This window comes from Blautia sp. 1001283B150304_161114_C9 (assembly GCF_015668165.1).
Lineage (GTDB): Bacteria > Bacillota > Clostridia > Lachnospirales > Lachnospiraceae > Blautia_A > Blautia_A wexlerae.
On sequence record NZ_JADPGO010000005.1, the window covers coordinates 15885 to 40189 of the forward strand.

The 24305-nt window shown below is 41.8% G+C and carries 24 protein-coding genes and 1 tRNA gene; 4 read left to right on the forward strand and 21 right to left on the reverse strand.

Annotated features, from left to right (window positions below; translation table 11 throughout):
• Positions 1 to 7 precede the first annotated feature (7 nt).
• Genes I4V44_RS03830 through I4V44_RS03845 form a run of 4 tightly spaced genes read right to left on the reverse strand, consistent with a single transcriptional unit; the run spans position 8 to position 3955 of the window.
• Entirely contained in the window at positions 8 to 910 is a 903-nt protein-coding gene (locus I4V44_RS03830) for a dihydroorotate dehydrogenase (RefSeq protein WP_118409570.1), read from the reverse strand.
• A complete protein-coding gene (locus I4V44_RS03835; protein ID WP_008705492.1) occupies positions 910 to 1698 on the reverse strand; it encodes a dihydroorotate dehydrogenase electron transfer subunit in 789 nt (262 codons plus the stop codon). The genes I4V44_RS03830 and I4V44_RS03835 overlap by 1 nt, the downstream gene beginning before the upstream one ends.
• A gap of 10 nt (positions 1699 to 1708) precedes the next feature.
• The gene (pyrF, locus tag I4V44_RS03840) at positions 1709 to 2635 is read right to left on the reverse strand and encodes an orotidine-5'-phosphate decarboxylase (RefSeq protein ID WP_008705494.1); all 927 of its coding nucleotides are present in this window, start codon (positions 2633 to 2635) and stop codon (positions 1709 to 1711) included.
• 33 nt (positions 2636 to 2668) lie between these two features.
• Positions 2669 to 3955: a dihydroorotase gene (locus I4V44_RS03845; RefSeq protein ID WP_173700854.1), complete on the reverse strand. Its 1287-nt coding sequence runs from the start codon at positions 3953 to 3955 to the stop codon at positions 2669 to 2671.
• 274 nt (positions 3956 to 4229) lie between these two features.
• Between I4V44_RS03845 and I4V44_RS03850 the strand changes: the two genes are divergently transcribed.
• A complete protein-coding gene (locus I4V44_RS03850; RefSeq protein WP_008705499.1) occupies positions 4230 to 4430 on the forward strand; it encodes a cold-shock protein in 201 nt (66 codons plus the stop codon).
• Positions 4431 to 4562: 132 nt separating this feature from the next.
• On the opposite strand, the gene I4V44_RS03855 is transcribed toward I4V44_RS03850, so the two are convergent.
• Together I4V44_RS03855 and I4V44_RS03860 are read right to left on the reverse strand one after the other, a co-directional pair.
• A complete protein-coding gene (locus tag I4V44_RS03855) occupies positions 4563 to 5036 on the reverse strand; it encodes a hypothetical protein (protein WP_020993366.1) in 474 nt (157 codons plus the stop codon).
• 74 nt (positions 5037 to 5110) lie between these two features.
• Positions 5111 to 5950, reverse strand: a complete 840-nt coding sequence (locus I4V44_RS03860) for a DegV family protein (RefSeq protein ID WP_008705503.1) — start codon at positions 5948 to 5950, stop codon at positions 5111 to 5113.
• Positions 5951 to 6204: 254 nt separating this feature from the next.
• On the opposite strand from I4V44_RS03860, the gene I4V44_RS03865 reads away from it, so the two are divergent.
• Positions 6205 to 6705: a DUF5721 family protein gene (locus tag I4V44_RS03865; protein ID WP_227227054.1), complete on the forward strand. Its 501-nt coding sequence runs from the start codon at positions 6205 to 6207 to the stop codon at positions 6703 to 6705.
• Positions 6706 to 6718: 13 nt separating this feature from the next.
• Here I4V44_RS03865 and I4V44_RS03870 read toward each other — a convergent pair whose 3' ends face one another.
• The 7 genes from I4V44_RS03870 to I4V44_RS03900 all read right to left on the reverse strand — a co-directional run bounded on the left by I4V44_RS03870 (position 6719) and on the right by I4V44_RS03900 (position 15063).
• Positions 6719 to 7048 carry a sporulation initiation factor Spo0A C-terminal domain-containing protein gene (locus tag I4V44_RS03870; protein WP_008705507.1) on the reverse strand — a complete coding sequence of 110 codons (330 nt, stop codon included), beginning with the start codon at positions 7046 to 7048 and terminating at the stop codon, positions 6719 to 6721.
• Between the two features lie 353 nt (positions 7049 to 7401).
• Entirely contained in the window at positions 7402 to 9474 is a 2073-nt protein-coding gene (gene htpG, locus I4V44_RS03875) for a molecular chaperone HtpG (RefSeq protein WP_062807214.1), read from the reverse strand.
• 267 nt (positions 9475 to 9741) lie between these two features.
• Entirely contained in the window at positions 9742 to 12420 is a 2679-nt protein-coding gene (locus I4V44_RS17530) for a COG1470 family protein (protein WP_243280197.1), read from the reverse strand.
• Between the two features lie 322 nt (positions 12421 to 12742).
• Positions 12743 to 13000 (reverse strand): glyoxalase, encoded by a 258-nt coding sequence (locus tag I4V44_RS03885; RefSeq protein WP_008705512.1) that lies wholly within the window; start codon positions 12998 to 13000, stop codon positions 12743 to 12745.
• A 1-nt stretch (position 13001) separates the two neighbouring features.
• Positions 13002 to 13805 carry an HAD family hydrolase gene (locus tag I4V44_RS03890; protein WP_118521596.1) on the reverse strand — a complete coding sequence of 268 codons (804 nt, stop codon included), beginning with the start codon at positions 13803 to 13805 and terminating at the stop codon, positions 13002 to 13004.
• Positions 13798 to 14463, reverse strand: a complete 666-nt coding sequence (locus tag I4V44_RS03895; protein ID WP_196002371.1) for an HAD family hydrolase — start codon at positions 14461 to 14463, stop codon at positions 13798 to 13800. Before I4V44_RS03895 ends, I4V44_RS03890 begins: the two co-directional genes overlap by 8 nt.
• Before the next feature lie 6 nt (positions 14464 to 14469).
• Positions 14470 to 15063 (reverse strand): Maf family protein, encoded by a 594-nt coding sequence (locus I4V44_RS03900; RefSeq protein WP_055057254.1) that lies wholly within the window; start codon positions 15061 to 15063, stop codon positions 14470 to 14472.
• 219 nt (positions 15064 to 15282) lie between these two features.
• Between I4V44_RS03900 and I4V44_RS03905 the strand changes: the two genes are divergently transcribed.
• Positions 15283 to 15687 (forward strand): hypothetical protein, encoded by a 405-nt coding sequence (locus I4V44_RS03905; protein WP_044956000.1) that lies wholly within the window; start codon positions 15283 to 15285, stop codon positions 15685 to 15687.
• Positions 15688 to 15796: 109 nt separating this feature from the next.
• Here the strand turns inward: I4V44_RS03905 and I4V44_RS03910 are convergent, their stop codons facing one another.
• Complete coding sequence (locus I4V44_RS03910) at positions 15797 to 17464, reverse strand: glutamine--tRNA ligase/YqeY domain fusion protein (RefSeq protein WP_008705518.1); 1668 nt, start codon at positions 17462 to 17464, stop codon at positions 15797 to 15799.
• 402 nt (positions 17465 to 17866) lie between these two features.
• On the opposite strand from I4V44_RS03910, the gene I4V44_RS03915 reads away from it, so the two are divergent.
• Positions 17867 to 18376 carry a Uma2 family endonuclease gene (locus tag I4V44_RS03915; RefSeq protein ID WP_118330050.1) on the forward strand — a complete coding sequence of 170 codons (510 nt, stop codon included), beginning with the start codon at positions 17867 to 17869 and terminating at the stop codon, positions 18374 to 18376.
• Positions 18377 to 18871: 495 nt separating this feature from the next.
• Here I4V44_RS03915 and I4V44_RS03920 read toward each other — a convergent pair.
• The 7 genes from I4V44_RS03920 to I4V44_RS03950 all read right to left on the reverse strand — a co-directional run bounded on the left by I4V44_RS03920 (position 18872) and on the right by I4V44_RS03950 (position 24206).
• Positions 18872 to 18943, reverse strand: a tRNA-Thr gene (locus I4V44_RS03920).
• A gap of 113 nt (positions 18944 to 19056) precedes the next feature.
• Positions 19057 to 19659 (reverse strand): RNA polymerase sporulation sigma factor SigH, encoded by a 603-nt coding sequence (sigH, locus tag I4V44_RS03925; protein ID WP_049947391.1) that lies wholly within the window; start codon positions 19657 to 19659, stop codon positions 19057 to 19059.
• Between the two features lie 152 nt (positions 19660 to 19811).
• A complete protein-coding gene (gene rlmB, locus I4V44_RS03930; protein ID WP_019161073.1) occupies positions 19812 to 20549 on the reverse strand; it encodes a 23S rRNA (guanosine(2251)-2'-O)-methyltransferase RlmB in 738 nt (245 codons plus the stop codon).
• Positions 20546 to 21025: a Mini-ribonuclease 3 gene (locus I4V44_RS03935; protein ID WP_022380425.1), complete on the reverse strand. Its 480-nt coding sequence runs from the start codon at positions 21023 to 21025 to the stop codon at positions 20546 to 20548. The genes rlmB and I4V44_RS03935 overlap by 4 nt, the downstream gene beginning before the upstream one ends.
• Complete coding sequence (gene cysS / locus I4V44_RS03940) at positions 21010 to 22419, reverse strand: cysteine--tRNA ligase (protein WP_062807221.1); 1410 nt, start codon at positions 22417 to 22419, stop codon at positions 21010 to 21012. Before cysS ends, I4V44_RS03935 begins: the two co-directional genes overlap by 16 nt.
• A gap of 27 nt (positions 22420 to 22446) precedes the next feature.
• On the reverse strand, positions 22447 to 22929 hold the full coding sequence (ispF, locus tag I4V44_RS03945) for a 2-C-methyl-D-erythritol 2,4-cyclodiphosphate synthase (protein ID WP_008705528.1): 483 nt from the start codon (positions 22927 to 22929) through the stop codon (positions 22447 to 22449).
• A gap of 2 nt (positions 22930 to 22931) precedes the next feature.
• Entirely contained in the window at positions 22932 to 24206 is a 1275-nt protein-coding gene (locus I4V44_RS03950) for a sn-glycerol-1-phosphate dehydrogenase (RefSeq protein ID WP_118574927.1), read from the reverse strand.
• Between the last annotated feature and the right edge of the window lie 99 nt (positions 24207 to 24305).

Below are 24305 nucleotides of genomic sequence, written 5' to 3' on the forward strand. Positions count from 1 at the left end.
ATCTGTTTTATTTTACAATACCAACCATCTCTTTTACGGAATTGAATCCATTCTTCTTCATATACGCTTCAATTCCATCGATCACTTCCAGTGTCACTGCCGGATTGTGGAAATTTGCCGTACCCACAGATACTGCGCTGGCTCCTGCAAGAATAAACTCAATTGCATCCTCTGCGCAGGAAATTCCGCCCATTCCGATGATCGGGATATTGACTGCCTGTGCAACCTGATAAACCATACGGACAGCAATCGGTTTCACGATCGGTCCGGAAACACCACCGGTTTTATTTGCAAGCGCAAAAGTCTTCCTGTTGATATCAATCTTCATTCCTGTCAGTGTATTGATCAGGGATACCGCATCTGCACCGCCTGCTTGTGCACCTTTTGCAATCTCTGTGATATCTGTGACATTCGGTGTTAACTTCATGATCACAGGCTGTTTTGCAATCTTTTTGATCTGAGCGGTAAGTTCCTCTACATGATGTGCATCCTGACCAAATGCAAGGAATCCTGCGTTTACATTCGGGCAGGAAATATTAATCTCCATCATATCAATTGGCTGATCTGCCAAACGTTCCACCACTGCCAGATATTCTTCCGGCGCATGACCGCATACATTTACAATGATCTTTGTATCATACTGTTTCAAAAAAGGAATATCCCTCTCACAGAAAAGATCGATACCAGGATTCTGCAGACCAATCGCATTCATCATGCCTCCGTAAACTTCAGCCACACGCGGAGTCGGATTTCCGACCCACGGGACATTGGCTACGCCCTTGGTTGTCACTGCTCCCAGCTTATTAATATCTACATAATCAGCAAATTCTGCTCCTGAACCAAAGGTTCCGGATGCCACTGTTACCGGATTTTTCCACTCTACGCCGGCAATATTTACACTCATATCCATCAGATTTCCACCTCCGTAGAAAGAAATACCGGGCCATCCTTGCAGATTCTCTTATTATTCACATTGCTATGTGCATCTTTTTCTCTGGATTTGCACACACAGGCAAGGCAGGCACCGATTCCGCATGCCATACGTTCCTCCAGGGAAATATAACATTCAATCCCATTTTCTTCGGCATATTTCTTGATTGCACGAAGCATCGGAGTTGGTCCGCAGGCATAGATCACGTCCGCTTCCAGAGCATTCTCTCTGATAGCATCCATAACATTGCCCTTTGTTCCCACACTGCCATCCTCTGTGGCAATATAAAGTGTTCCCGCCGCCTCAAATTCCTCTCTGAGGAACGTATGACAGTCCCTGTATCCTGCAATGATCTGTTTTTTCTCACATTTCATCTGCTTTGCAAGTTCCAGGATCGGAGGAACACCGATTCCACCACCCATAAGGAAAACTTTTTTCCCCTCAGCCTTCTCTACAGGAAAACCATTTCCCAGAGGTCCCAGTACCGGAATGGTATCTCCGGCTTTCATCTGTGAAAATTCATCGGTTCCGGTTCCCTGTCCGGTCACTCTGTAAACCAGATGAAGACGGCCATTTTCTTTGTCAATCTCACAAAGACTGATCGGTCTGGGAAGAATTTTGGATTTATCATTTGTATAAAGAGATACAAACTGTCCTGGTTTCGCATCTGCTGCAATTCTGTCAGTCTGGATCCACATACTGTAAATGCCTGCACCAATGCTCTCCTGACTTACAACAGTGCAGATTTCTCTTGTCTTTTCGCTCATTTCATGCCTCCTAGCGATTGTTTAAAGCAGTACTGATGTCTTCGATCATATCTTTTACCGCCTGGCGGGATGCATCTGCATAATTTAATTCACCAAAGGAAGCATATTTTTCCTGTTTGTAAGCTGCAATGATTCCTCTGGAGGAATTGACGATCGCACCAAGTCCGTCTTCATTAAAGAAATGAACAAGATCGGCACCTTTTCCGCCCTGTGCACCATATCCCGGTACCAGGATGAAGGTTTTCGGCATGATCTTACGGAGAGTTTTTCCCATTTCCGGATAGGTTGCACCTACTACAGCACCTACATAGCTGTATTCATTTCCCATATGTGATTCTCCCCACTGGGCAACCTTCTCTCCAACCCACTCATAAAGCGGACGTCCGTCAATGATTCTGTCCTGAAACTCTCCGCTGGACGGATTGGATGTTTTTACGAGTACAAAAAGCCCTTTGTTCTCTTCTTTACATACATCGATAAACGGGTTGACACTGTCAGATCCCATATATGGATTGATTGTCGCAAAATCTTCGTCAAAACCTGCGATTCTGTTACTTCCCACCTGAACTTTACCCAGATGTCCGACTGCATATGCAGCAGATGTGGAACCAATGTCACCTCGTTTGATATCTCCAATAACTACCAGACCTTTTTCTTTGCAATAATCAATGGTGTTCTTATATGCCATTAAGCCCGGAATACCAAACTGCTCATACATTGCGATCTGTGGTTTCACTGCAGGGATCAGATCGCTGATCGCATCAACGATTCCTTTATTATACTGCCAGATAGCTTCTGCTGCTCCCTCTAATGTTTCCCCCAGTTCAGAAAAAGCTTTCTTCTGAATATGCTGCGGGATATAGTTGAGCATCGGATCCAGTCCTACTACGATAGGAGCGTTTGTTTTTTTAATGTTTTCAATAAGTTTGTTGATCATGAGTCTTTCCTCCTGAATATTGATATGGTATTTTTATGCATTCTGGTATACAACTTTTCCATCACAGATTGTATAGAGAATTTTTCCCTTTACTTTCCATCCGTCAAATGGTGTGTTGCGTCCTTTGGAAGCAAATTCATTTTTATCTATTTTATATTCGTGATCAATGTCTGCAATGACAATGTCTGCCGGATGTCCCTTCTGAAGTGTACCTCTGTCACTTCCCAGAATCTGTGCTGGGTTCCAGCTCATTTTCTCAATAAGCTGTGAGATTGTAAGAATTCCAGTTTCTACAAGTGCAGTATAAGACAATGCAAAGCTTGTCTCAATTCCCACAATGCCAAAAGCCGCATTCCGGATAGAGCCTGTCTTCTCCGGCACTGCATGAGGTGCATGATCTGTACTGATCACTTTAAAGGAACCATCCTTCAGTCCTCGGATCAGTGCATCTACATCTTTCTTCGTACGAAGAGGAGGGTTCATCTTATAGTTTGGATCATCACATTTAATATCATCGGAAGTGAGGATAAAATGATGCGGGCAAACCTCTGCTGTGATATTGTCCAATCCCTCTTCCTTCACAATCTCCATCATCTTCGCAACACCTTCTGTGGAACAATGGCACAGATGCAGTCTTGCCCCTGTCTCTCTGGCAAGAAGAATATCTCTCGCTGCGATCACATCCTCAACTGCATTGCAGATACCTGGCAGACCAAGTCTCCGCGCATTCTCATCCTCATTCATACATCCATCACCGCGCAGATCAATATCCTCACAGTGAGCAAAAATCGGAACATTGAATTTCTCTGCCACTTCCATAGCTTCTTTGCAAAGTCTGGTATTCATAACAGATTTGCCGTCTTCAGATAATGCCGGGATTCCCGCTTTTACCATTCCTTCGATATCAGAAAGTTCCTGTCCCTTCTCCCCCTGCGTAATGGCACCTGCCTGGAGCACATGAATGCCGGCAAGCTGTTTTGCCTTATTATACACATAATTTACACGATCCGGACTGTCAATTACCGGTGTTGTATTCGGCATTGCAACAACCGTTGTCACACCACCTCTTGCAGCAGCCCGGGAACCTGTCTCTATATCCTCTTTCTGTGTCTGTCCCGGATCTCTGAAATGAACGTGAAGATCGATCAGTCCCGGCATTACCAGACATCCCTTCGCATCTATTACTTTGTCGCTTTTATCTTTTATTTTAAGTTTCTCACCGATCTCGGTGATCACGCCATCTTCCAGATAAATATCGCCTTTTTTATCAGTGTCAGTAGCCGCATCTACGATACGTCCTCCCTGAATCAGAATACCCATGCAATTCTCTCCCTTCGTTGTCGTTTGACAATAACTTTCTGATATACATAATACACGAAACTTCTTCTTTTATAAAGCCTTTTTTTACTGATGTGCAGTCTTTTTTGCTTGACAATTCAAAATGCGGGAGATATAATCAGTTCATATCTGGATTATTTAATGTATAGTCACTGGTTTTTAGAGATTATATAACAGTATATAATCTGTAAAATCTGGTGATTTTTTTATTTGCCAGAAACTATATAATTTTTTTATTTTTTATGGAGGTAACAACATGAACAAGGGAACTGTAAAATGGTTCAACGCAGAAAAAGGTTACGGATTTATCACTGGTGAAGACGGTGCAGACGTATTTGTACATTTCTCCGCTATCAATGGTGAAGGATTCAAATCCCTTGAAGAAGGACAGGCTGTAACATACGACTTAACAGAAGGTGCTCGTGGTATGCAGGCTGCAAACGTTACAAAATTATAATTTATAATTTTTGTTAACGCGAGAGGATTGAATTCCGCACTTTTCTATACGGATTAAACCTCAAAAAAATCCCCGGATCATCCGGGGATTTTTTATTGCTTTTCTTCTGTGAATCCATCAGAGATTCAATTTCTATTTAGCATCTGCGCTGTCTGCATCCGTTGTTGAATCTGCTGTTTCTGCAGCTTTATCGTCTGCTACATTTGTATCATCTGCTTCTTCAGATTTATCTGCGGTTTCCGTTTCAGAATCATCTGCGGTTGTGTCTGCTGCATCAGCATCTTCACTGTCTGTATCAGTGGAAGCTGTTGTATCTTCTTCCTCCGCTGTATCTGCATCAGTGCTGTCTGTACCATCGGATGCATCTGTTGACAGATTCGAAATGTAATTGTCAAGTGCAGTAGTATCCATTACTGTATTCTGAACCACATTCTCTTTGGCTCCTGTCACTTTTACATATGCAGAATAACCAATCCATGCAACAATCACAACACAAATGAATGCCCAGGCAAACATTTCCAGTCCAAAAAGTACTTTTTCTTTTCTGTCTGTTTTGTTATGCAGTCCTTTTCTGGCCTTATAAGCATCGACTTTCTTCTGGCTCATGATAGATCTCCTTTGCATCAATATTTCGTATTTTCTGATTATAGCACACTTTACTGCAAAAGAAAACAATTAGTTTATACTGCAACGATCACTCCGCCGTCATTTGCATACATAGAACTTACACCCGCTGTATCAAGGACTACGATCTTTGCAAGTTTCATTCTCTCTTCAAAAGCCTCTTTGAGCACCTGTGCTCTTGCCGGACAATTGCAGTGACTGATGGCAAGAACCTTCTCTGCACTGTCCGGAGTTTTCTCGATTACCTGCTCTACAAGCTTGATCAGAGCACGATTCATGCCTCTTGCCTGATCCAGCTGGCAGATATTTCCATCATCCGTAGAACCCATGACCGGTTTGATTTTCAATGCACTGGCCACTAACGCTTTCACTTTGCTCAGACGGCCGTTCTTTCTCAAAGTATCAAGATTCTCAAGTATAAAAAATGTATGCTGTCCTTCAATATAATGTTCCACAGTTGAAACAACTTCTTCAAAACTCATCCCTGCTTCTTCGCATTCCTGTATCTTCATTCCGATCAGGCTTTCCCCGATGGATGCGGAACGTGAATTAAACACATGTATTTTTTTATCCGGATGGTCTTCCATAATAAGATCTCTGCCAAGCAACGCACTGTTATAGGAACCACTCAGCTCAGAAGACAAAGTCACTGCATAAATATGCTCAGCCTCGCAGTCATATGCTCTCATATATCTCTCAGGTGACGGGCAGGCTGATTTCGGACATTCCGGGCAGGCTGCCACTTTATTAATAAACTCTGCCTGATCAAATGTTTCATCATCTATGATCTGTTCAGCTCCTACCATCAGAGTCAGTGGAATGGATTCAAAACATTCATCTTTCTTCCATTCGTCCAAAAGTTCTCCACAACTATCTATGATAATCTTATATCTCAATTATATCGTCCTCTTTTCCATTATATGTAGTATTCAATACCAGATATATCTTATCACACCGCTTTACGTTTGAAAAGACTTTTTAATAAAAACACTGTTCTTTTTTTCAAAAGTGCTTTATAATAAAAAGACGCTTCCCGCAAAGTGCAGGAAGCGCTGCCTAATCCACAAAATATGTTCAGAAATATGCAGCAATCCAGAAGTATTTTTTTAATTCTGAACAGCTGTAAATCATGTTATCAGAGAGGTGTTGTATGCTTGCTTTAAAAATTACTGATGTAAAAGATTTTATGAATAAACTCCTGATCGGTGAGGTATTTGACCGTTTTTCTCTTGTCGAGGCATCTGTGACAACCTTCAACACTTTTACCATAAACGGAAAACTTCATTACGATTTCTTTGATACTGACACAAAGGCTGCTTTTGAGGAGAATTCCACAGAATATTCCCTCTGGCATGATGTAAAACCTTATTGTTTTTCTATCATACGCGGCAGACGCACACCTTTGAATTTCAGGATTGTATTTGAACTTTCTCATGATCAGACACAGTCGTTGTTAAAAAATGAACGGCATATTGCAGATATTCCTGTGCAAAGCTTTTATCTGAATATCCGGTACAAGAACCAGTCCCTTTTATGTACAACAGGTGTTTCTTATACTTCATTCAGTCCGGATAAACGTCTGGAACATCTCTGGGATGATTCCATGACTGTTTTTCTCTCCAGTCATCACATTCCCTGTGAGAAATTATGAGTAGATTCTGTTATCAGTCTTTATCCGAATAACGCAGATAATAGACCAGAATATCTATAAACTCACTGTTCGTCGGTTTATCTGCCATTGTACATCCTGCCATTTCTTCCAGTGTATCCTTATGATTCATCCAACATAAGTTTACCAGTGTTCTTATGTTGTGTTCTACATTAGACGGCGTTGATTTATATTTTCTTGCAATGACCGGATAAATATCTTTGGTGACTTTTACCGGTCGCTCATAAATTTTCTGTGCCATTTCTACTGCATCCACAACATAATAATATCCTTTATACTTTGATGTTGCACCCAATTTTCTAATAACTCCATAAACTGCACTCATACATCGTTCCTCCTGTAACTTCCATAATCTGTGTTTTTACAGATTTGGATATCTCATTTATTTACACACATTTCTCTATAAGTAAATGAAAGTCACGATATTGGCTGCCCGGAAGCACCATTGCAGTCACTATTCTCTGTAACCCGTTATATCTTCTGCGGATTCGGCATATTCATTAAAATATCGGCAACTTAATAATAGGAATTCATAAGACATTTGTCAATACCAATGTAATTGTTTTCCACAAAAATAAGGAGCAAAAGTTATTCTCCGCTCCTTATTTGATATTCTGCTATTCTGACAGGCGTATCTGTCCTCTCATTGATCTGCCGGCAAATTGCCTGCTTTCTATCTTATTTTGCAATCATCAGCAAAATTTCATTGCTTCTCTGAACAAATCTGGTCATTTCGTCCGGTGAAAGCTGTTTATGGCTCATCATCGCAAGGTCATACAACTGTTCACAGATAAGCGGAGCCTTGTCAGATTCCTGATTCTCTGCCAGATATTTAACCAATGGATGATTCGCATTCAGAACCAGTGTTTCCTGTCCGCCAAACATATTCGGATCCATTCCATACATATTATACATCTTCATCATATCCTGCATACGGCGGCTCTCTTCGGAAAGAGTCATCATTGCTGATACATTTTCATTTTTCAGATTCTCAACATGTACTTCCAGTTTATCTTTATTAAGGCTCTTGCGGAAAAGTTCTGTCAGTGCTTTGACAGTTTCTTCATCGGCAGTACCCTCACCCTTCATTTCTTCGGTCAGATCCGCATCAATACGCTTAAACTGTACTTCCTGATGTTTCTGCTCAAGACTGGAAATAAATGCACTGTCAATATTATGTTTCAGGATAACGGCATCTTTTCCTGCTTCCTTAAACATATTGATATACTGACTCTGCTGAACTTCATCAGTTACATAGAAAATTACTGTCTTCTCAGGTTCTTTCGCTTCCGCATTGTCTTTGTTTTCAGACTCTGCTGCATCTTCTTTCTTTTCTTCTGTCTGAGCCTCAGTTTCTTCTGTTTCTTTTTTATTCTCTTCAATGCAGTCCTTTAATGTGAGATATTTGCCATCAAGATTCTTAAAGAGTACATAATCTCCCATTTTCTCTGCAAACTTAGCATCTTTAATACAGCCATATTTAATAAACGGGCTGATATCATCCCAGTATTTCTCATAAGATTCTCTGTCAGTCTTGCACATTCCGGTAAGCTTATCTGCCACTTTTTTGGAAATGTATTCAGAAATCTTCTGTACAAATCCGTCATTCTGCAATGCACTTCGTGACACGTTCAATGGAAGATCCGGACAATCGATCACACCTTTCAGAAGAAGCAGGAATTCAGGAATTACTTCCTTGATATTATCTGCGATAAATACCTGATTGTTATAAAGTTTGATCGTTCCTTCAATGGAATCATACTCTGTATTGATCTTCGGGAAGTACAGGATACCTTTTAAATTAAACGGATAATCCATATTCAGATGTATCCAGAATAACGGTTCCTTATAATCCATAAATACCTTGCGGTAGAATTCCTTGTATTCATCATCTGTACATTCATTCGGATGCTTCATCCAGAGCGGATTAATATCACTGATGGAAACCGGACGTTTATTGATCTTTACTTTATCCTTTGCAGGAGAAATTTCAACAACTTCCTTTTCACCTTTATCATTTTCTTTTTCTTCTGTCTTTGCTTCCTCATGAATATGTTCAACAACTACATCATCGTCTCTTAACTCAGATTCATCAATTGTCTCATATTCCTGAGGTGCATTTGCTTTGGAAAGGTAAATATGAACCGGCATGAAGGAACAGTATTTCTCAAGAATCTCACGCATACGGTACTCGTTTGCAAATTCCAGGCAGTCTTCATTCAGGAACAGGGTGATTTCTGTACCAATCGTATTCTTGTTACCTTCCTGGATATCATATTCTGTTCCACCATCGCAGGACCAGTGTACAGGCTGTGCACCTTCTGTATAGGAAAGTGTATCAATATGCACTTCATCCGCCACCATAAATGCAGAATAAAATCCAAGTCCAAAATGACCGATCATCTGATCATCTGTAGTTTTGTCTTTATATTTCTCAAGAAACTGAGTTGCACCTGAAAAAGCAATCTGGGTAATGTATTTCTCTACTTCATCAGCAGTCATGCCAATACCATTATCGATGAATTTCAGAGTTTTCTCATCGGGATTAACAATTACCTGAATCTCCGGTTTGTATCCTTCCGGAAAAGTATATTCTCCCATTACTTCCAGTTTTTTCAGTTTAGTGATCGCATCACATCCGTTGGAGACCAGCTCTCTTACAAAAATATCATGATCGGAATATAACCATTTCTTGATGATTGGGAAAATATTTTCACTGTTAATTGATAAATTTCCATGTTTTACAGCCATGCTGTCCACACTCCTTTTTGTTTTTAATCATTTGCCGCAACTTTATCTGTCAATATACTGCATTCTTATCTGCTCTGCCTCCGAAGCCAAAACTATCCTCTCCTGTTTATCCTTTGAAATAGCTTTTGACTCCTGTAAGTTGCTTCTCTGAAAGATATAGTAATACCATTTATTCCAAAAGTCAAGAAAAAATTAGCACTCACCAAAAATGAGTGCTAATAATTTTATATTTTACATATTCCCCTGTATTTTTTCTTCAGATAACTCTTATTTCTTTCGTCTTTTGTATACCACAACTCCCACAATACATCCTGCTGCAATCGCCAGAATAATCACAAACGGTGTGATATTAGTCGTATCTCCTGTCTTTACCGCTGATTTCGCAGTTGCTCCATTCGGCTGTGGAGTCGGAGTTGCAGTTACAGTCTGCGCCTGTGTAATACTGAAATTCACCTGTTTAGTATCCTGCTCCCCTGTATTCTTCCATTCACTTCCATTATACTTCTGACGGTCAAATGTAACTGTCAATGTGTAGGTTCCGGCCTTCGTAATTCCAAATGCAGCAGTATAAGGTGCACTGCTCCAGCTATTTGTATTGATCACTTTCCAGTTATACGGTACATAGCGGACATCTCCCTTTCCCGGACTTTCATTGTCCATACCCGCTCCGACTGCTGTAAATGTAATCTTTGACTGTGTTGTGTATCCATCTGAACTGATTCCTGTAATCTTATTATCTGTCGGATCTGCAATTTTCGCCTTGCGGGCAGCTTTAACCGTAAACTGAACTTTCACTTCTGCACTGATCTGCTGTTTATTATCAATCACAACTGACTCTGTATAGGAGCCGGCCTTTAAACCCTCCTTCGGGCGGATTTTAAATGTACAGCTCTCCCCCGGTGCAAGCTCTGTGGCTGAAAGTTTCCCGATTTTAAAGTTTTTACCTGACGGTGCATTTAAAGTTACATTTGTATTCCCCTCATTCGTCACTGTAACTTTCTGCGCTTCCGGTGCCTCACTATATCCTTCTTTTGCTTTTCCAAAATTCAGTTCTTCCGGTGTTACGGATAATTTATAAATCTTTTTCACTTCCGAAACAGTCGCAGAAGCTTTGATTGTTGTCAATACATCCTCCTGTCCTTCCGAACTGGTCTGGGCTATCTGAATACTGTCCAGGTAATTGCCGACTTTCAGACCGTTCACCGGTACTGCTGTAAATGCAGCAGAATCTCCCGGCTCCAGCACTGATGCCGAAAGTTCCCCAATATCAAAATACTCTGCATATGGCTGCATCAGCGAAACAGTTGTATTTCCTGTATTGGTAAGTGTAATGGTCGTCGCCTCAGGAGTATCATAACCTTCCTTCAGATCATCATAACTGAAAGATTCCGGATCTGCCTGAACTGCTGTGATCTGTTCCTGTTCTGCCTCTTTTACAGATACTTCCGCCGTTACCTGCACTGCTACTTCCGAATCCTCTTCACTTTCAAATATCAGGGTATCACTGTAATCACCCTTCGTCAGACCGGTTTTTGGCTGTACCATGAACATAAGAGAATCACCTTTTGCAATCTGTATTCCTGATACAGCTTCACTTCCATCTTCGTTCATCACCTCAAAATAATCTGATTTCGGTATCTTTAAAGTGACAGTTCCATCCCCTGTATTTGTTACGGTTACGGACAGTGTCTCATTGGCCTGTGTATAATTTTCTTCGATATCGCTGAAATTAAGACTTCCTGTATTTACATCAAGAGACTGTGCCTCAAGAGATGCATCTGCATTGTCACCTGCCGATGGAGCCTCGCTGTCATCCGGCGTCTCTGTCGGTTCTGCAGAAGGCTCATCCGAAGGCTTCAGATCTTCGTCATCTGATGAATCATCCTCACCTTCAACTGCGATCTTCGCTTCAAAAGAAACCTCAATACCTTCTTCCGTCCGGTATGTGATCATATCATCATATTCACCCGGTTCCAGCCCTTCCCTCGGCTGTATCCATACGCTTACAGATTCACCTGCACTCAGCGGTTCTGTAATATCCTGAACCATAAAATGTTCCGGACTGATCTCCTGAAAATTCAAGTTCTCATTTCCGGTGTTCGTAATCTGCACATACTGTGCTTCCACATCCTCAAGATCACTCTTTACTGTTCCAAAATCACAAATCTGATCTTCGCTGTCCTCTACAGTGGCAGTCGCTTCGTAAGTCTTTTGATCTTTCTCTGATCCATCTGTCTGCACATTTCCGTTCTCATCCACCTGCAGCTGATCTTCTGTATAAATTTTCATCTGGGAATCATCAGTACCTTCTGTTGTTTCCTCCGGCTGACCTTTTGTGTTCTGAGAGTCATCTTCCTGTTCATTCCCTGCATTCTGCTGTACATCTTCTGTTCTATCTACATCCTGATTTTCAGAATCCTGACTGCCTTCTGCATTATCTGCTGTTTCTTCCAGCTGTGCCTCCTCTGTTCCATCTGCCGTTTCTTCCAACTGTGCATTCTCTGTTCCATCTGCCGTTTCTGTCTGCTGTGTATCCTCTGCTTCCTGTTCCACTGCTTTCGCCTCTTCTTCAGTTGCAGCTACCTCTAACGTCTTTGCAGTAAGAATACCTGTCAGTCCGCTTCCATCTACAGGGGTCAGATCAAGCACCAGTCTGCATCCCAGATCATCCTGAGTGATCGTATAGGTCTTCTCAGTACCTACCTGTGTTAACTCCTTCTCCCCTGTCTGTCTTGACCAGGAAAAAGTGAAATCTTCATCTGTAACCTCTTCCGGTGTAACCTTTGCATAATCTGCACTCACTACTACGCCTACAGCTGCCAGTCCCTTAATCTTAAGCTTACCGCCCAATTCTCCTGACGGAGCTGCCGCAAAAACCATGGATGGAATCATTGAAATAACCATCATCACAGTCATTACAACTGCAAGAAATCTCTTTCTCTCCATCTGTAGTCCTCCTTTTCATTTATAATAAGATTTGTAATTATTCAGCAGCCGCTCTGAAGGTACTGAATAATTACAGTTCTGTGATGCTTCTGTGTCTGTCTGCCCTTTTCATTCCCATCACAGACCACAACATCGTTTTTCTCTGTATAAAAGCATTATAGCATCACATTTTCCGGAAATGTAATCTGTATTTTCTCCCTTAAAACAACTTCAGCCCCTGAGTATCAGAGTTCAATTTTCTCCAATATTCAGGGACCGAACTGTGTTTTACAGTTATTTCTCCGATATATCACGTGATATCCATAATTTGACCGAACAGTTTTTATCCTTCTACTATCAGATATTTTCCATCCGGCAGAGCAAATACTTCACTTGCATCTTCCAGTTCTTCATCTGACATTCCTTCCACATCAGCGCCTGACTCTTCCAGATATTCTCTCACTTCTTCAATAGAATCCACAACCTGCGCCATGCAATCCTCAAGGAATGCTTCCGCTGCTTCATATGATTCTGCTACCGCCTGTGGAAAAAGCTGCTCCTGATTTTCAAGAAACGTATTAATACATTCTTCTGTAAACAATTTAAATAACCTCCTCAATCTTTCCCTTTGCCCGGATCAGCTTCTCAAGGACCGGTTCAACCTGTTTTGTCATATAGGACGTAGCTGCCCGTACCCCCTCCTTGGAATGCTCCATGGCAAAGCCATATTTTACCGCTTTAAGCATCTCTATATCATTATATTCGTCTCCGAACGCAATACATTCTTCCGGCGAAATATGATATCTTTTCTGATATTCTCTGATTCCTTTTGCCTTGTTTGTTCCAAAAGGAATAAAATCGATCCACTCATTTCCCGAAGTGACAACAACACATTCTTTTCCAAATCTGTCCATCCAGTATTTCACAGATTCTTCTGTAAGGCCGGCCGGTTCAAACACAGCCAGCTTCATGATAGGAGCCGTCATCTCTTCCATACTGTTTACAAATCTGCATTCATTTTTTACTTCATATAACATATGGTCATGAAATCTCTTTGTCTTCGGCATCAGGTAGTGGTAATCCTTTGCAGAACAGGTAAACTCGGCATCCTTCTTTTCCAGGATTGCAGAAATAATCTCCCCTGCCAGCTTTCTGTCAAAAGAATCCTGATACAGTACCTCTCCATGATCCACTGCCAGTGCACCATTCTCCGAAATATAGGAAATCTCTGAAGCAACAGGCGCAAACAGCTTTGTCATATTCGGATATTGCCTTCCACTGGCTGCTACAAACATAATCCCCAGTTCCTCTAACTGCCTGATCAGCGAAAAAATTTCTTCAGGCAGAGACTGTGCCTTATGTAAAAGTAACGTCCCATCCAGATCACTTGCAACCAACCTAATCATTTCCATGTTCCTCGCAAATTTTTACCAGATCTGTCGGTTTCTCAGCGACAAGATCTGCTCCATTCTCATTCAGTTCTTTTCGGTCACGAAAGCCCCATAGCGCACCTACTGTATACATTCCTGCTGCTCTACCGGTCTTCATATCTGTACTTGTATCTCCCACATACATACATTCTTCCGGTTTTACACCAAATTTCTCCGCAACCATAAGCGGACCATCAGGTGCCGGTTTCCTGCGGATTGCTTCACTCTGACCAACTACCATATCAAATTCCCCGTCAAAAAGCTGCGCAATTACTTTCACAGCTGCAGGATGAGGTTTATTTGAACAAACTGCCAGCTTCATTCCATGTTCCTTCAATTTCTTTAAGGTTTCCGGAATTCCCTTATAGGGAACTACTTTATACATCGGATCTGCTTCAAACATTTCCCGGTAAAGCTTCTGTCCCTCATCATAATGCGCAAGTTCCGGATCCCCCGCATCCTTAAGTGCGCGGCGGATCAGCATATTTGCCCCTTCTCCGCTGTAATATCTGAAATTATCCACCGGAAGTGTTTTCAACCCGAATTTTTCCATAATAATATTAGTCACATAAGCCATGGAATCCAGCGTATCAGCCAGTGTTCCATCCAAATCAAATATACATGCTTTAATCATCTTTTGTCATCCTCTTAAGTTAATTCCTGATTTCTTCATTTCATAAAATAATCTGGCAACCGGGAGTCCTACCACATTATTGTAATCTCCGCTGATCCCCTTTACATAAATTCCGAAAAGTCCCTGGATGCCATAGCTTCCAGCCTTATCCATAGGCTCTCCTGTAGCAACATACTCTCTGATCTCCTCATCTGAAACCGGATAAAACGTCACATCTGTACTTTCATAAAAAGTATGTTCTGTCCAGACTTTTTCTTTCTTTTCCCATACAGAAACGCCGGTATATACCTGATGAGTATTTGCCTGAAGTTTCTTTAATGTATTCACTGCATCCTCTGTATCATGAGGTTTGCCAAGGATCACATTCTCAAACACTACCACTGTGTCAGATCCGATCACAATTGTTCCGTCGGCACTATCTTTCATAGTACGGATAACAGAAGCTGCTTTATCCGAAGCCAGCTGTTTTACTGCCTCTCCCGGATTGTCTGAGATACGATTCTCATCACCTGATGCAGGCAGCACTTCAAAATCCACGCCAGCCCGTTCCAACAGTTCTTTTCGTCTGGGTGAAGCAGATGCCAAAATAATTTTTCTCATAATAACCTCTTCTTTCCTGTCATAGTATACCTTGTATCTTTTTGGTATGCAACTGCTTTCATTAACTCTTTCCATAAAATTTCGCTTTTCTTTTTATCTGAAAAGTATTAAAATAACAATAACCTATAGCTGAATAAAATGGTGTCAGGAGTAAAAGATATTTTTATCCTGACTCGCTGTCAAAAATAGGAGAATATCAGAAAGGAGTTTATGATTATCATGGCTAAAATTAATAAATACTGGGGATATGTTGCAATAGGTGCCCTTACAGCAGCTGCTGCCGGTGCTGTAGCTGCCCTTATTGCCAAAAAAGGATCCTGTAAAGAGGATTTTGATTTTGAAGATGACTTTGATGATTTCGATCTGACTGATGAAAAGGAAACTGCTAAGGAAGATCAGGAACCTGCCGAAGATTTCCAGTCCTGGGAACATACAGGCGAACAGTCTGCAACAGATGACACCGAAAGCGAAGAAGCTGAAGAAGCTGCTGATACAGACGATTCTGAGAAGTCTTCCGATAAAGCTGCTGAAGTTGAGATTAAAGATGCAGAAGAGGAAGAAGATGCCGATGAACCCGAGAATTTTGAAGAGACTATGGACGCTGCATCTGAATCTGAAGAATAAACGTTACCGTTCACAGTAACGTAACCAAAAAGGAATGTTACTTCACGATTATACAATCGTAGAAGCAACATTCCCTTTTTATTCTGATTATATTACTATTTCAGTCTCATTATGCTTTCGGAAGTTTAAATGAGCTCTTCAGAGACACGATACGGTTGAATACCGGTGCACCCTCTTTAGAATCATGGATATCTGCACAGAAAAATCCTGTTCTTACGAATTGGAAGCTGTCATAGCCTTTTGCTTCCATAAGTGCTGGTTCTACATATGCAGTAACTTTTGTCAGAGAGTTCGGATTTACATTCAGAGAACCATCTTCTTTGTTGTATACACCCTTCTCCTCGTCTACGATATTCTCATAGAGACGTACTTCTGCTTTTCCTGCCTGACTTGCTTCTACCCAGTGAATGGTTCCTTTTACTTTTCTGCCATCCGGCGCATTGCCACCCTTTGTTGCAGGATCATAAGTACAGTGTACAACACGTACAGTTCCATCTTCATCAGCTTCATATCCTGTACAGGTTACAAAATATGCGTTCATAAGACGAACCTCTGTGCCCGGGAACATTCTCTTATATTTCTTAGGCGGATCTACCATGAAGTCTTCTCTCTCAATATAGAGTTCTCTGCCAAACGGTATTTTACGGGTTCCCAGTTTTTCATTCTCCATATTATTCGGAGCTTCCAGATATTCCACTTCGCCTTCCGGATAATTATCGATCACAAGCTTGATCGGATCAAGAACAGCCATCAGACGGGGACGTTTCAGTTTCAGATCCTCACGGATGCAGTATTCAAGCATTGCATAGTCAACAGAGCTGTTTGCTTTGGATACACCACAGAGTTCTACAAACATTTTGATGGATTCCGGTGTAAATCCACGGCGGCGCAGTGCTGCGATGGAAACCAGACGCGGATCATCCCATCCGTCTACGATGCCTTCCTCTACCAATTTCTTGATATAACGTTTACCTGTAACTACATTTGTCAGATACAGTTTTGCAAACTCAATCTGCTTCGGCGGCTGTGGGTATTCCAATTCTTTTACAACCCAGTCATACAGTGGTCTGTGATCCTCAAACTCCAGAGTACAGATGGAATGTGTGATTCCCTCAATCGCATCCTCGATGGGATGGGCGAAATCATACATTGGATAGATGCACCATGTATCACCTGTTCTGTGGTGAGTCATATGAGCAACACGGTAGATAACCGGGTCGCGCATATTCATGTTCGGAGATGCCATATCGATCTTGGCACGAAGCACTTTCTCTCCGTCTGCATATTTGCCTTCTTTCATCTCTTCAAAAAGCTGCAGGTTCTCTTCTACACTTCTGTTTCTGTATGGACTTTCTTTACCCGGCTCTGTAAGAGTTCCACGATATTCACGGATCTGATCTGCTGTCAGGTCACATACATAGGCTTTGCCTTTCTGGATCAGCTTTACAGCAGCTTCATACATCTGTCCGAAATAGTCAGATGCAAAAAACAGTCTGTCTTCCCAGTCTGCACCAAGCCATTTGATATCTGCCTTGATGGATTCTACAAACTCACTCTTTTCTTTGGTCGGGTTTGTATCATCAAAACGCATGTTGAACTTGCCGTTATATTCCTGTGCAAGACCATAGTTTAAAAGAATAGATTTCGCATGACCGATATGAAGATATCCATTCGGTTCCGGCGGGAAACGCGTATGCACGGTGTCATAAACACCCTCTGCTAAATCTTTATCAATGATATTCTCAATAAAATTTTTGGAAACTGTTTCGTTCTCCATCTTTTTCCCTCCTGTTGTCGTATTTTATACTGTTTTTTCACACATCTATATATAAAAAATACAACTGAATATTTTTTATGTCGAATGAATTTATATTATCATTGGAAATTCCATCTGTCAACCGTTTACACAACAGTGACAGGCCTTATATTTCTCAGACGTTACTGTTCACTCCGTTCACAGTAATGTAGCCAAAATTCATTCCAGTTTGCCTGCGGCAATGGAATTTTGGCTTGTATGTCTCGGGATTTTGGCATATTCATGCCAAAACACCTCGCGGGACAGTGGTGTGTGAACAGTAACTCTCAGACTCATCTGCACTCTCTTTCAGCAGCTCATATCCTTGACTAACATCTTGCAAAATATTATAATTATATCAACATATCAAGGAGGTGCGGCAATATGAGTAATGCACTACCAATTGAAGATTTAAGTAAAACTTACCTGGAACATTCTATGGTTATCAATAACTTTGTTATCAAGATCGGCAGCCAAATCAAAGACAGCTTATGTCGTGTCTTTGGTGACGGTGTTCAGTATGAATGGCGTGAAAATGATGATAAAGTAATCATTCCTGACGTATCAATCATCTGTAACCTGAGAGACCGTAAGAACATTTCTTTCACTGGCATTCCCCGCTTTGTGATGGAAGTTTTGTCCAATGCCACAGAAGAATATGATCGACATGAAAAGATGGATATTTATTGCAAGGTCGGTGTCTCTGAGTATTGGATCGTTGACTGGAGAAAAAAATCTGTAGAGATTTATCTCTTCGATTTCAAAGAAGATGGCACTGGTTATCCGTATCTTTATAAGACTGTCACAGCCCAGAATAAAGAAGATTTACATCTGGTTATGTTTCCGAATTTGAAGATAACCTTTGACGAGCTGTTCGACATTGGTGAATATTAACGAAAAATAAGGCATAAACCAAGGAGATAGTTTACTCTTTTTTATTTGTTTCAGAATGTTTCAGAATCACTTGCATATTGATTTCCTGATCTGCATATGCTATAATGCCAGTAGGCGAAAAGAAATAGCAAGTCCATGTAGACAAAAAGAATGAAGCCCTCAGTAGTGCGAATACTGGGGGCTTCTTCTTATTTTTTATGGCAGACAAGAAACTGCCAGGTTAGTGTTGCCCTACTTATCTCCGTCTAACCATTTGCAAACATAATAGGCGGCTATGCTTGCCATAAAGGAGACAAGAAAAGAAATAGCAAGATTCTCCATATAGGCTTCATCTCCTCCCGTTGCCGGGTATCGGTTGGACAACACTGTAAGTATAACATATCTCTTGTCATTCTGGAAGTACAAACAGTTCTTAGAAGTATATCAAAACTTCTGTTCTGATTACTTTTGAGTTACTGAAGTTCAAGAAATCCTTTATTTTTAAGCAATAAAAAAAGCTGATGACGGGAATTGAACCCGTGACCCCTTCCTTACCAAGGAAGTGCTCTACCTCTGAGCCACATCAGCATTGTGTCGGATTTACCGCTCACATTTAAATATACTATCAGAACTTGTTTGTATTGTCAATCCCTATTTTTAACTTTTTGATTTTTATTTTTGGGTTTTATACAGATATCTTTCTATTTTTGATATTGCTCCAACTGCTCTCTGATCTTGATTCGGATACGCTGTAATGCATTATCTATGGATTTGGGTGTTTTTCCCATGATCCGGGCAATCTCTCCGTATCCGTTTCCTGCCAGATAATATTCAAGAACCTGGTTCTCCATTGGACTTAACGTTGCTGTTATCTCCTGCTCCAGATCCTGGACATTCTCCTGGTCAATAATGATAGACTCCGGGTTCTCTCCCCAGTTATCTCCAAGATGTTCTTCATTTTCCCCATCCTGTTCGCTGAGGGAAATATAGGAATTCAGTGGCTGGTGCTTCTGCCTGTTGGAACTCTGGATGGCGTTGTAGATCTGTCTGTCCACACATATACTGGCAAAGGTCTGAAATGCAGCATCTCTGTCCGGCTGGTAATCGCGGACTGCCTTAAACAGTCCGATCATACCTTCCTGTATCAAATCATCGTTCTCCCCGCCTATCAGGAACATGGTCCTTGCTTTCTTGCGGACCATGTTCTTGTATTTTTCCATCAGATAGTCGAGGATTTCTGATTCCCCGTTTTTGAAACGGGAAATTAATTCTTCATCTTTAATTCCGTCATACTGTTTCATCAATTTAACCCTTCCGTTTTTCTGAAAATCTCTATCATTCGCCCAGAGGGCTTCTTATAACATAACAATATTGTGGAATAATTTTCTGCTGCAAAAATTCCTCTTAATAATCGCTGCACATCCTCACGAAGCCTTTATCTCAGTCTGAGATAAACTTACTTCTTCTGCAGTCTCTGACGTACAATCTCATATCCAAGTACTCCGGCTGCCACAGATGCATTGAGGGAATCAATGTCACCCTTCATAGGAATAGATGCCACGAAATCACACTTCTCACGGATCAGTCTGCTTACACCTTCACCTTCATTGCCGATCACTACGCCGATCGGACCTGTCAGGTTAAGATTGTACATGGTTTCACCGCCCATATCTGCACATACAAACCACATGCCCTGTTCTTTCAGTTCATCGATGGTATGTCCCAGATTGGTAACTTTTGCAACAGGTGTATAGTTTAATGCACCTGCTGAAGTCTTGGCAACTGTGGAAGTCAGGCCAACTGCTCTTCTCTTGGGAATAATCACCCCATGTGCACCTGCAAGGTTTGCTGTACGGATGATTGCACCAAGATTATGAGGATCCTCAATATTATCCAGGATAAAGATAAAGGGATCTTCTCCTTTTTCCTTTGCCTTCGCAAGAATATCTTCTACACTTGCATATTCATAGGCTGCCACCTGAGCGATCACGCCCTGATGTGCGCCTGTCTCGCTTAACTGATCCAGACGTTCTTTTGCCACATAATTAATAATCGTATCTTTTTTTCTTGCCTCTCTGGCAATAGTGCGGACCGGTCCGTCCTGGCATCCGTCCAGGATAAAAAGCTTATCTACACATTTGCCGGAACGAAACGCTTCCAGAACCGCATTGCGTCCTTCTATCTGTTCACTCATATCTTATCCTCTCCGATCCCTGCACGGACCAGTTCTATGATCCTGCTGAAATCATCTTTTAAATATAAATAGCCCATCAGAGCTTCAAACCCTGTTGCCCTGCGGTAGTCTGCCATAGTTGCATGTTTGGCCATTGTAGGAGAATGAGCATTCCTTCCTCTTCTGTAAACGCTGTGTTCCTCCTCTGTGAGCATGGGTTCAATCACTTCCATCATGGAAGACTGGGTTCCTGCCTTAACCAGACTGCTGGCTTTTCTGTGAAGCTGGTTCACCGGACAATTGCCTTTTTTTACAAGGATCGTGCGGATTACCAGTTCATAGACGCCATCTCCGATATACGCCAATGTCAGCGGAGAATAGGTTCGCAAGTCTTTATCTTCCAAATGAAACAACTGATGAAGCATGCCTTTCAAACTACTCAAATTCTCTTCATTAAGTCCGTTTGTTTCACTCATATCATTTAAGCTCGTTTCCATTTTACTCCCTCGCGGGTATCCTTAAGGATGATTCCCTTAGCCAGAAGCTCATCTCTGATCTCATCTGCTCTTGCGAAATTCTTTGCTTTTCTTGCTTCCTGACGCTCTGCGATCAGGTCTTCGATTTCTTTATCAAGGATTTCTTCTGTTTTCACAGCCTTCAGACCAAGTACATCGCATAATTTCACCATTGTGTCAAGAAGTGCTCCTGCAAATTCTGCGGAACTTGCCTCTGATACATTTGTATTTGCAAATTTAACCAGTTCAAAAATTGCTGCCAGTGCATCTGCTGTGTTGAAATCATCATCCATAGCTTCTTCAAATTTCTTTACGAATTCCTGTGCCTGTGCAAGCAGTTCTTTCTCTGCATCTGTTGCAGTTTCTGTCTGTGCTGCTGCTTTTCTGTCCTTTAAGTTTGCTGCTGCATCTGTGATACGTTCTAATGCATTCTTTGCAGCTTCCATCAGATCTGCGCTGAAATTCAGCGGACTTCTGTAATGTGCGTTCAGCATGAAGAAACGAAGCACCTGCAGGTCATACTGTTCACTGATTTCACGAACAGTACGGAAGTTTCCAAGAGACTTGGACATTTTTCTGTTATCAATATTTAAGAATGCATTGTGCATCCAGTATTTTGCAAAGATTTTGTCGTTGCAGCATTCACTCTGTGCAATCTCGTTCTCATGGTGAGGAAAGATCAGGTCTTCTCCGCCTGCATGGATATCAATCTCATCACCAAGGTATTTTTTCGCCATAACAGAACACTCAATATGCCATCCCGGACGTCCGTCACACCATGGTGAAGGCCAGGATGGTTCTCCCTCTTTCTTCGGTTTCCAGAGAACAAAATCCAGTGGATCTTCTTTCTGGTCTTCACCGGATACCTGCAGAGAACGGAAGCCGGACTGCAGATCATCCAGGTTCTTGTGCGAAAGTTTGCCATATTCTTTGAACTTCTTAACTCTGAAATAAACAGTACCGTCTGCTGCCGGATAAGCATATCCCTTATCAACCAGAGTCTGGATCATACTGATCATTCCGTCGATTTCCTGTGTTGCCTGTGGATTGGTTGTGGCAGGTTTTACATTCATGCCATCCATATCTTTCTTACACTCTGCAATATAACGCTCGGAAATTTCCTGTGCGCTTACGCCCTCTTCGATTGCTTTCTTGATGATCTTGTCATCTACGTCTGTAAAATTGGAAACATAGTTTACTTCATAGCCTTTGTATTCCATATATCGGCGTACGGTATCGAAGATGATCATCGGACGTGCATTTCCGATATGAATCAGGTTGTATACAGTCGGACCGCAGACATACATACGAACTTTTCCCTCTTCGAGAGGTACGAATTCTTCTTTTCTACGTGTCAGTGTGTTAAAAAGTTTCATGTTCTATTCCTCCAGTTTTCTCTATCATTAACTCTCTTTTCTTTCATTAAGAAGACAGATTGCCTGAGACGCAATTCCTTCTTCTCTTCCCGTAAATCCCAGTTTTTCCTCTGTAGTGGCCTTAATGTTCAGCTGAGACTCATTGATTCCCATTGCTTTCGCCATATTGGCTCTCATCTGTGGAATATGAGGTGCCATCTTTGGTTTCTGTGCAATAATCGTTGCATCTATATTTCCGATCTCATAATGGTGCTCTCTCAAAAGCTTCGTCACATGTTCCAGCAGCAGAATACTGGAAATTCCTTTATATGCAGGGTCTGTATCCGGAAAATGTTTTCCGATATCGCCCAGTGCAGCAGCTCCCAGAAGTGCATCCATAACTGCATGGATCAGTACATCTGCATCTGAATGTCCCAGGAGACCTTTTTCCCAGTCTATCTTCACACCCCCCAAGATCAGATCTCTGTCTTCGGTCAGTCTGTGTACATCATATCCCATTCCAACACGCATAATCATTCTCCTCTTATATCCAGCATCTTGCTGATTCTCAATAAGCTTAACCGTCTCCTTGTATAAGGAGCAAGTCTGAGGCTTGGCAAAACAGCCGATTCATCGAGTCCGATATCATAAACGGTTTTCGCGCATCCGGCTTTCTCCAGCAAACGGAACATAGTCTGTTCACTGGGAAGCTCATCAATAATCTCCTCTATCCCGTTCAGGCATTTTTCCAGATGCTGGGGTGAAATAGTTTCTAACAATTCCGGCTCGTTTTCTTTTCTTATTTCTTCCAGAAGTCCTTTTTTTCCAAAAGTTTCTTTCAGAAGCTCCTCGTCTTCATTCTCATAGGGTTTTGCGTGACATCTTCCCTGTGTGATGGCTGCAGCGATACGCTTGTATTCTTCCAGTACAAGAAGTGCTGCTACAGAAACCTTCTCTCCATGGAGTGCATCCAGCGGACCATTGATCACTTCCATATCCCACAGATGTGTGACCTGGTGCTCTGCACAGGACGCAGGCCTTGAATTACCAATCATCTGCATTGCAAGTCCGGAAAGAATCAATGCATACATAAGCTGTTCGCATTCATCTTCCTCTCCCTCTGTAATATCCTGAATCGAAGATTTCACAGTTTTTAACGCTTTCTCTTCCAGCTTTACAGTTTCGCGGCAAAAATACTCTCCGGTGACCAGGTTCGCGATCTTCCAGTCTGCAAGACAGATGTATTTCGCCATCAGGTCTGAAATCCCGGCTGCAGTCAGGCGCTGTGGTGCTTTTGAAAAAATATCTGTATCTGCATATACACAGATTGGAGCTACTGAAGGCACAGTCTTCTTTACTCCATCCAGGGTCATTGCTGCTACTGTTGTTACAAATCCATCTCCACTTGCTGCGGTAGGCACTGAAATGAAAGGTACTTTGTAATTATGTGCAATATAACGGCTGATATCATGGATCGTGCCTGCTCCTACTGCAAGGATCAGGTCAATGTCCTCTTCCATGTTGTTCTCCACAATTTTTATTGCATGCCGGTCTGCCTGAAGTCCCTCTGCATCCAGAACAAGTACCTGGCACCTGTCATAGATATCCTCCATAAGTTCCTCTGTTGCCGCATAGATATTGGTATCGCAGATGACCAGCGGGGATATGTACTCTCTGAGCATTCCCTCTGACATCTCTTCTTCAAGCTTCTCTACAGCTCCGGCTTCTATCAAAATCTCTTTCACTGCAATCTGGTGTTCCCTGCCGCAGCTGCAAGGTCGGGCAAAATCGTCCGCATCAACTCGCATTTAAATTCTTCCTCCTGACTTTCCTGAATCAAGCGGATAAAATCATCCGTTTGACTATCTGCTCATAATTGAATAATTGTTTCACAGCCTGATTCGGTT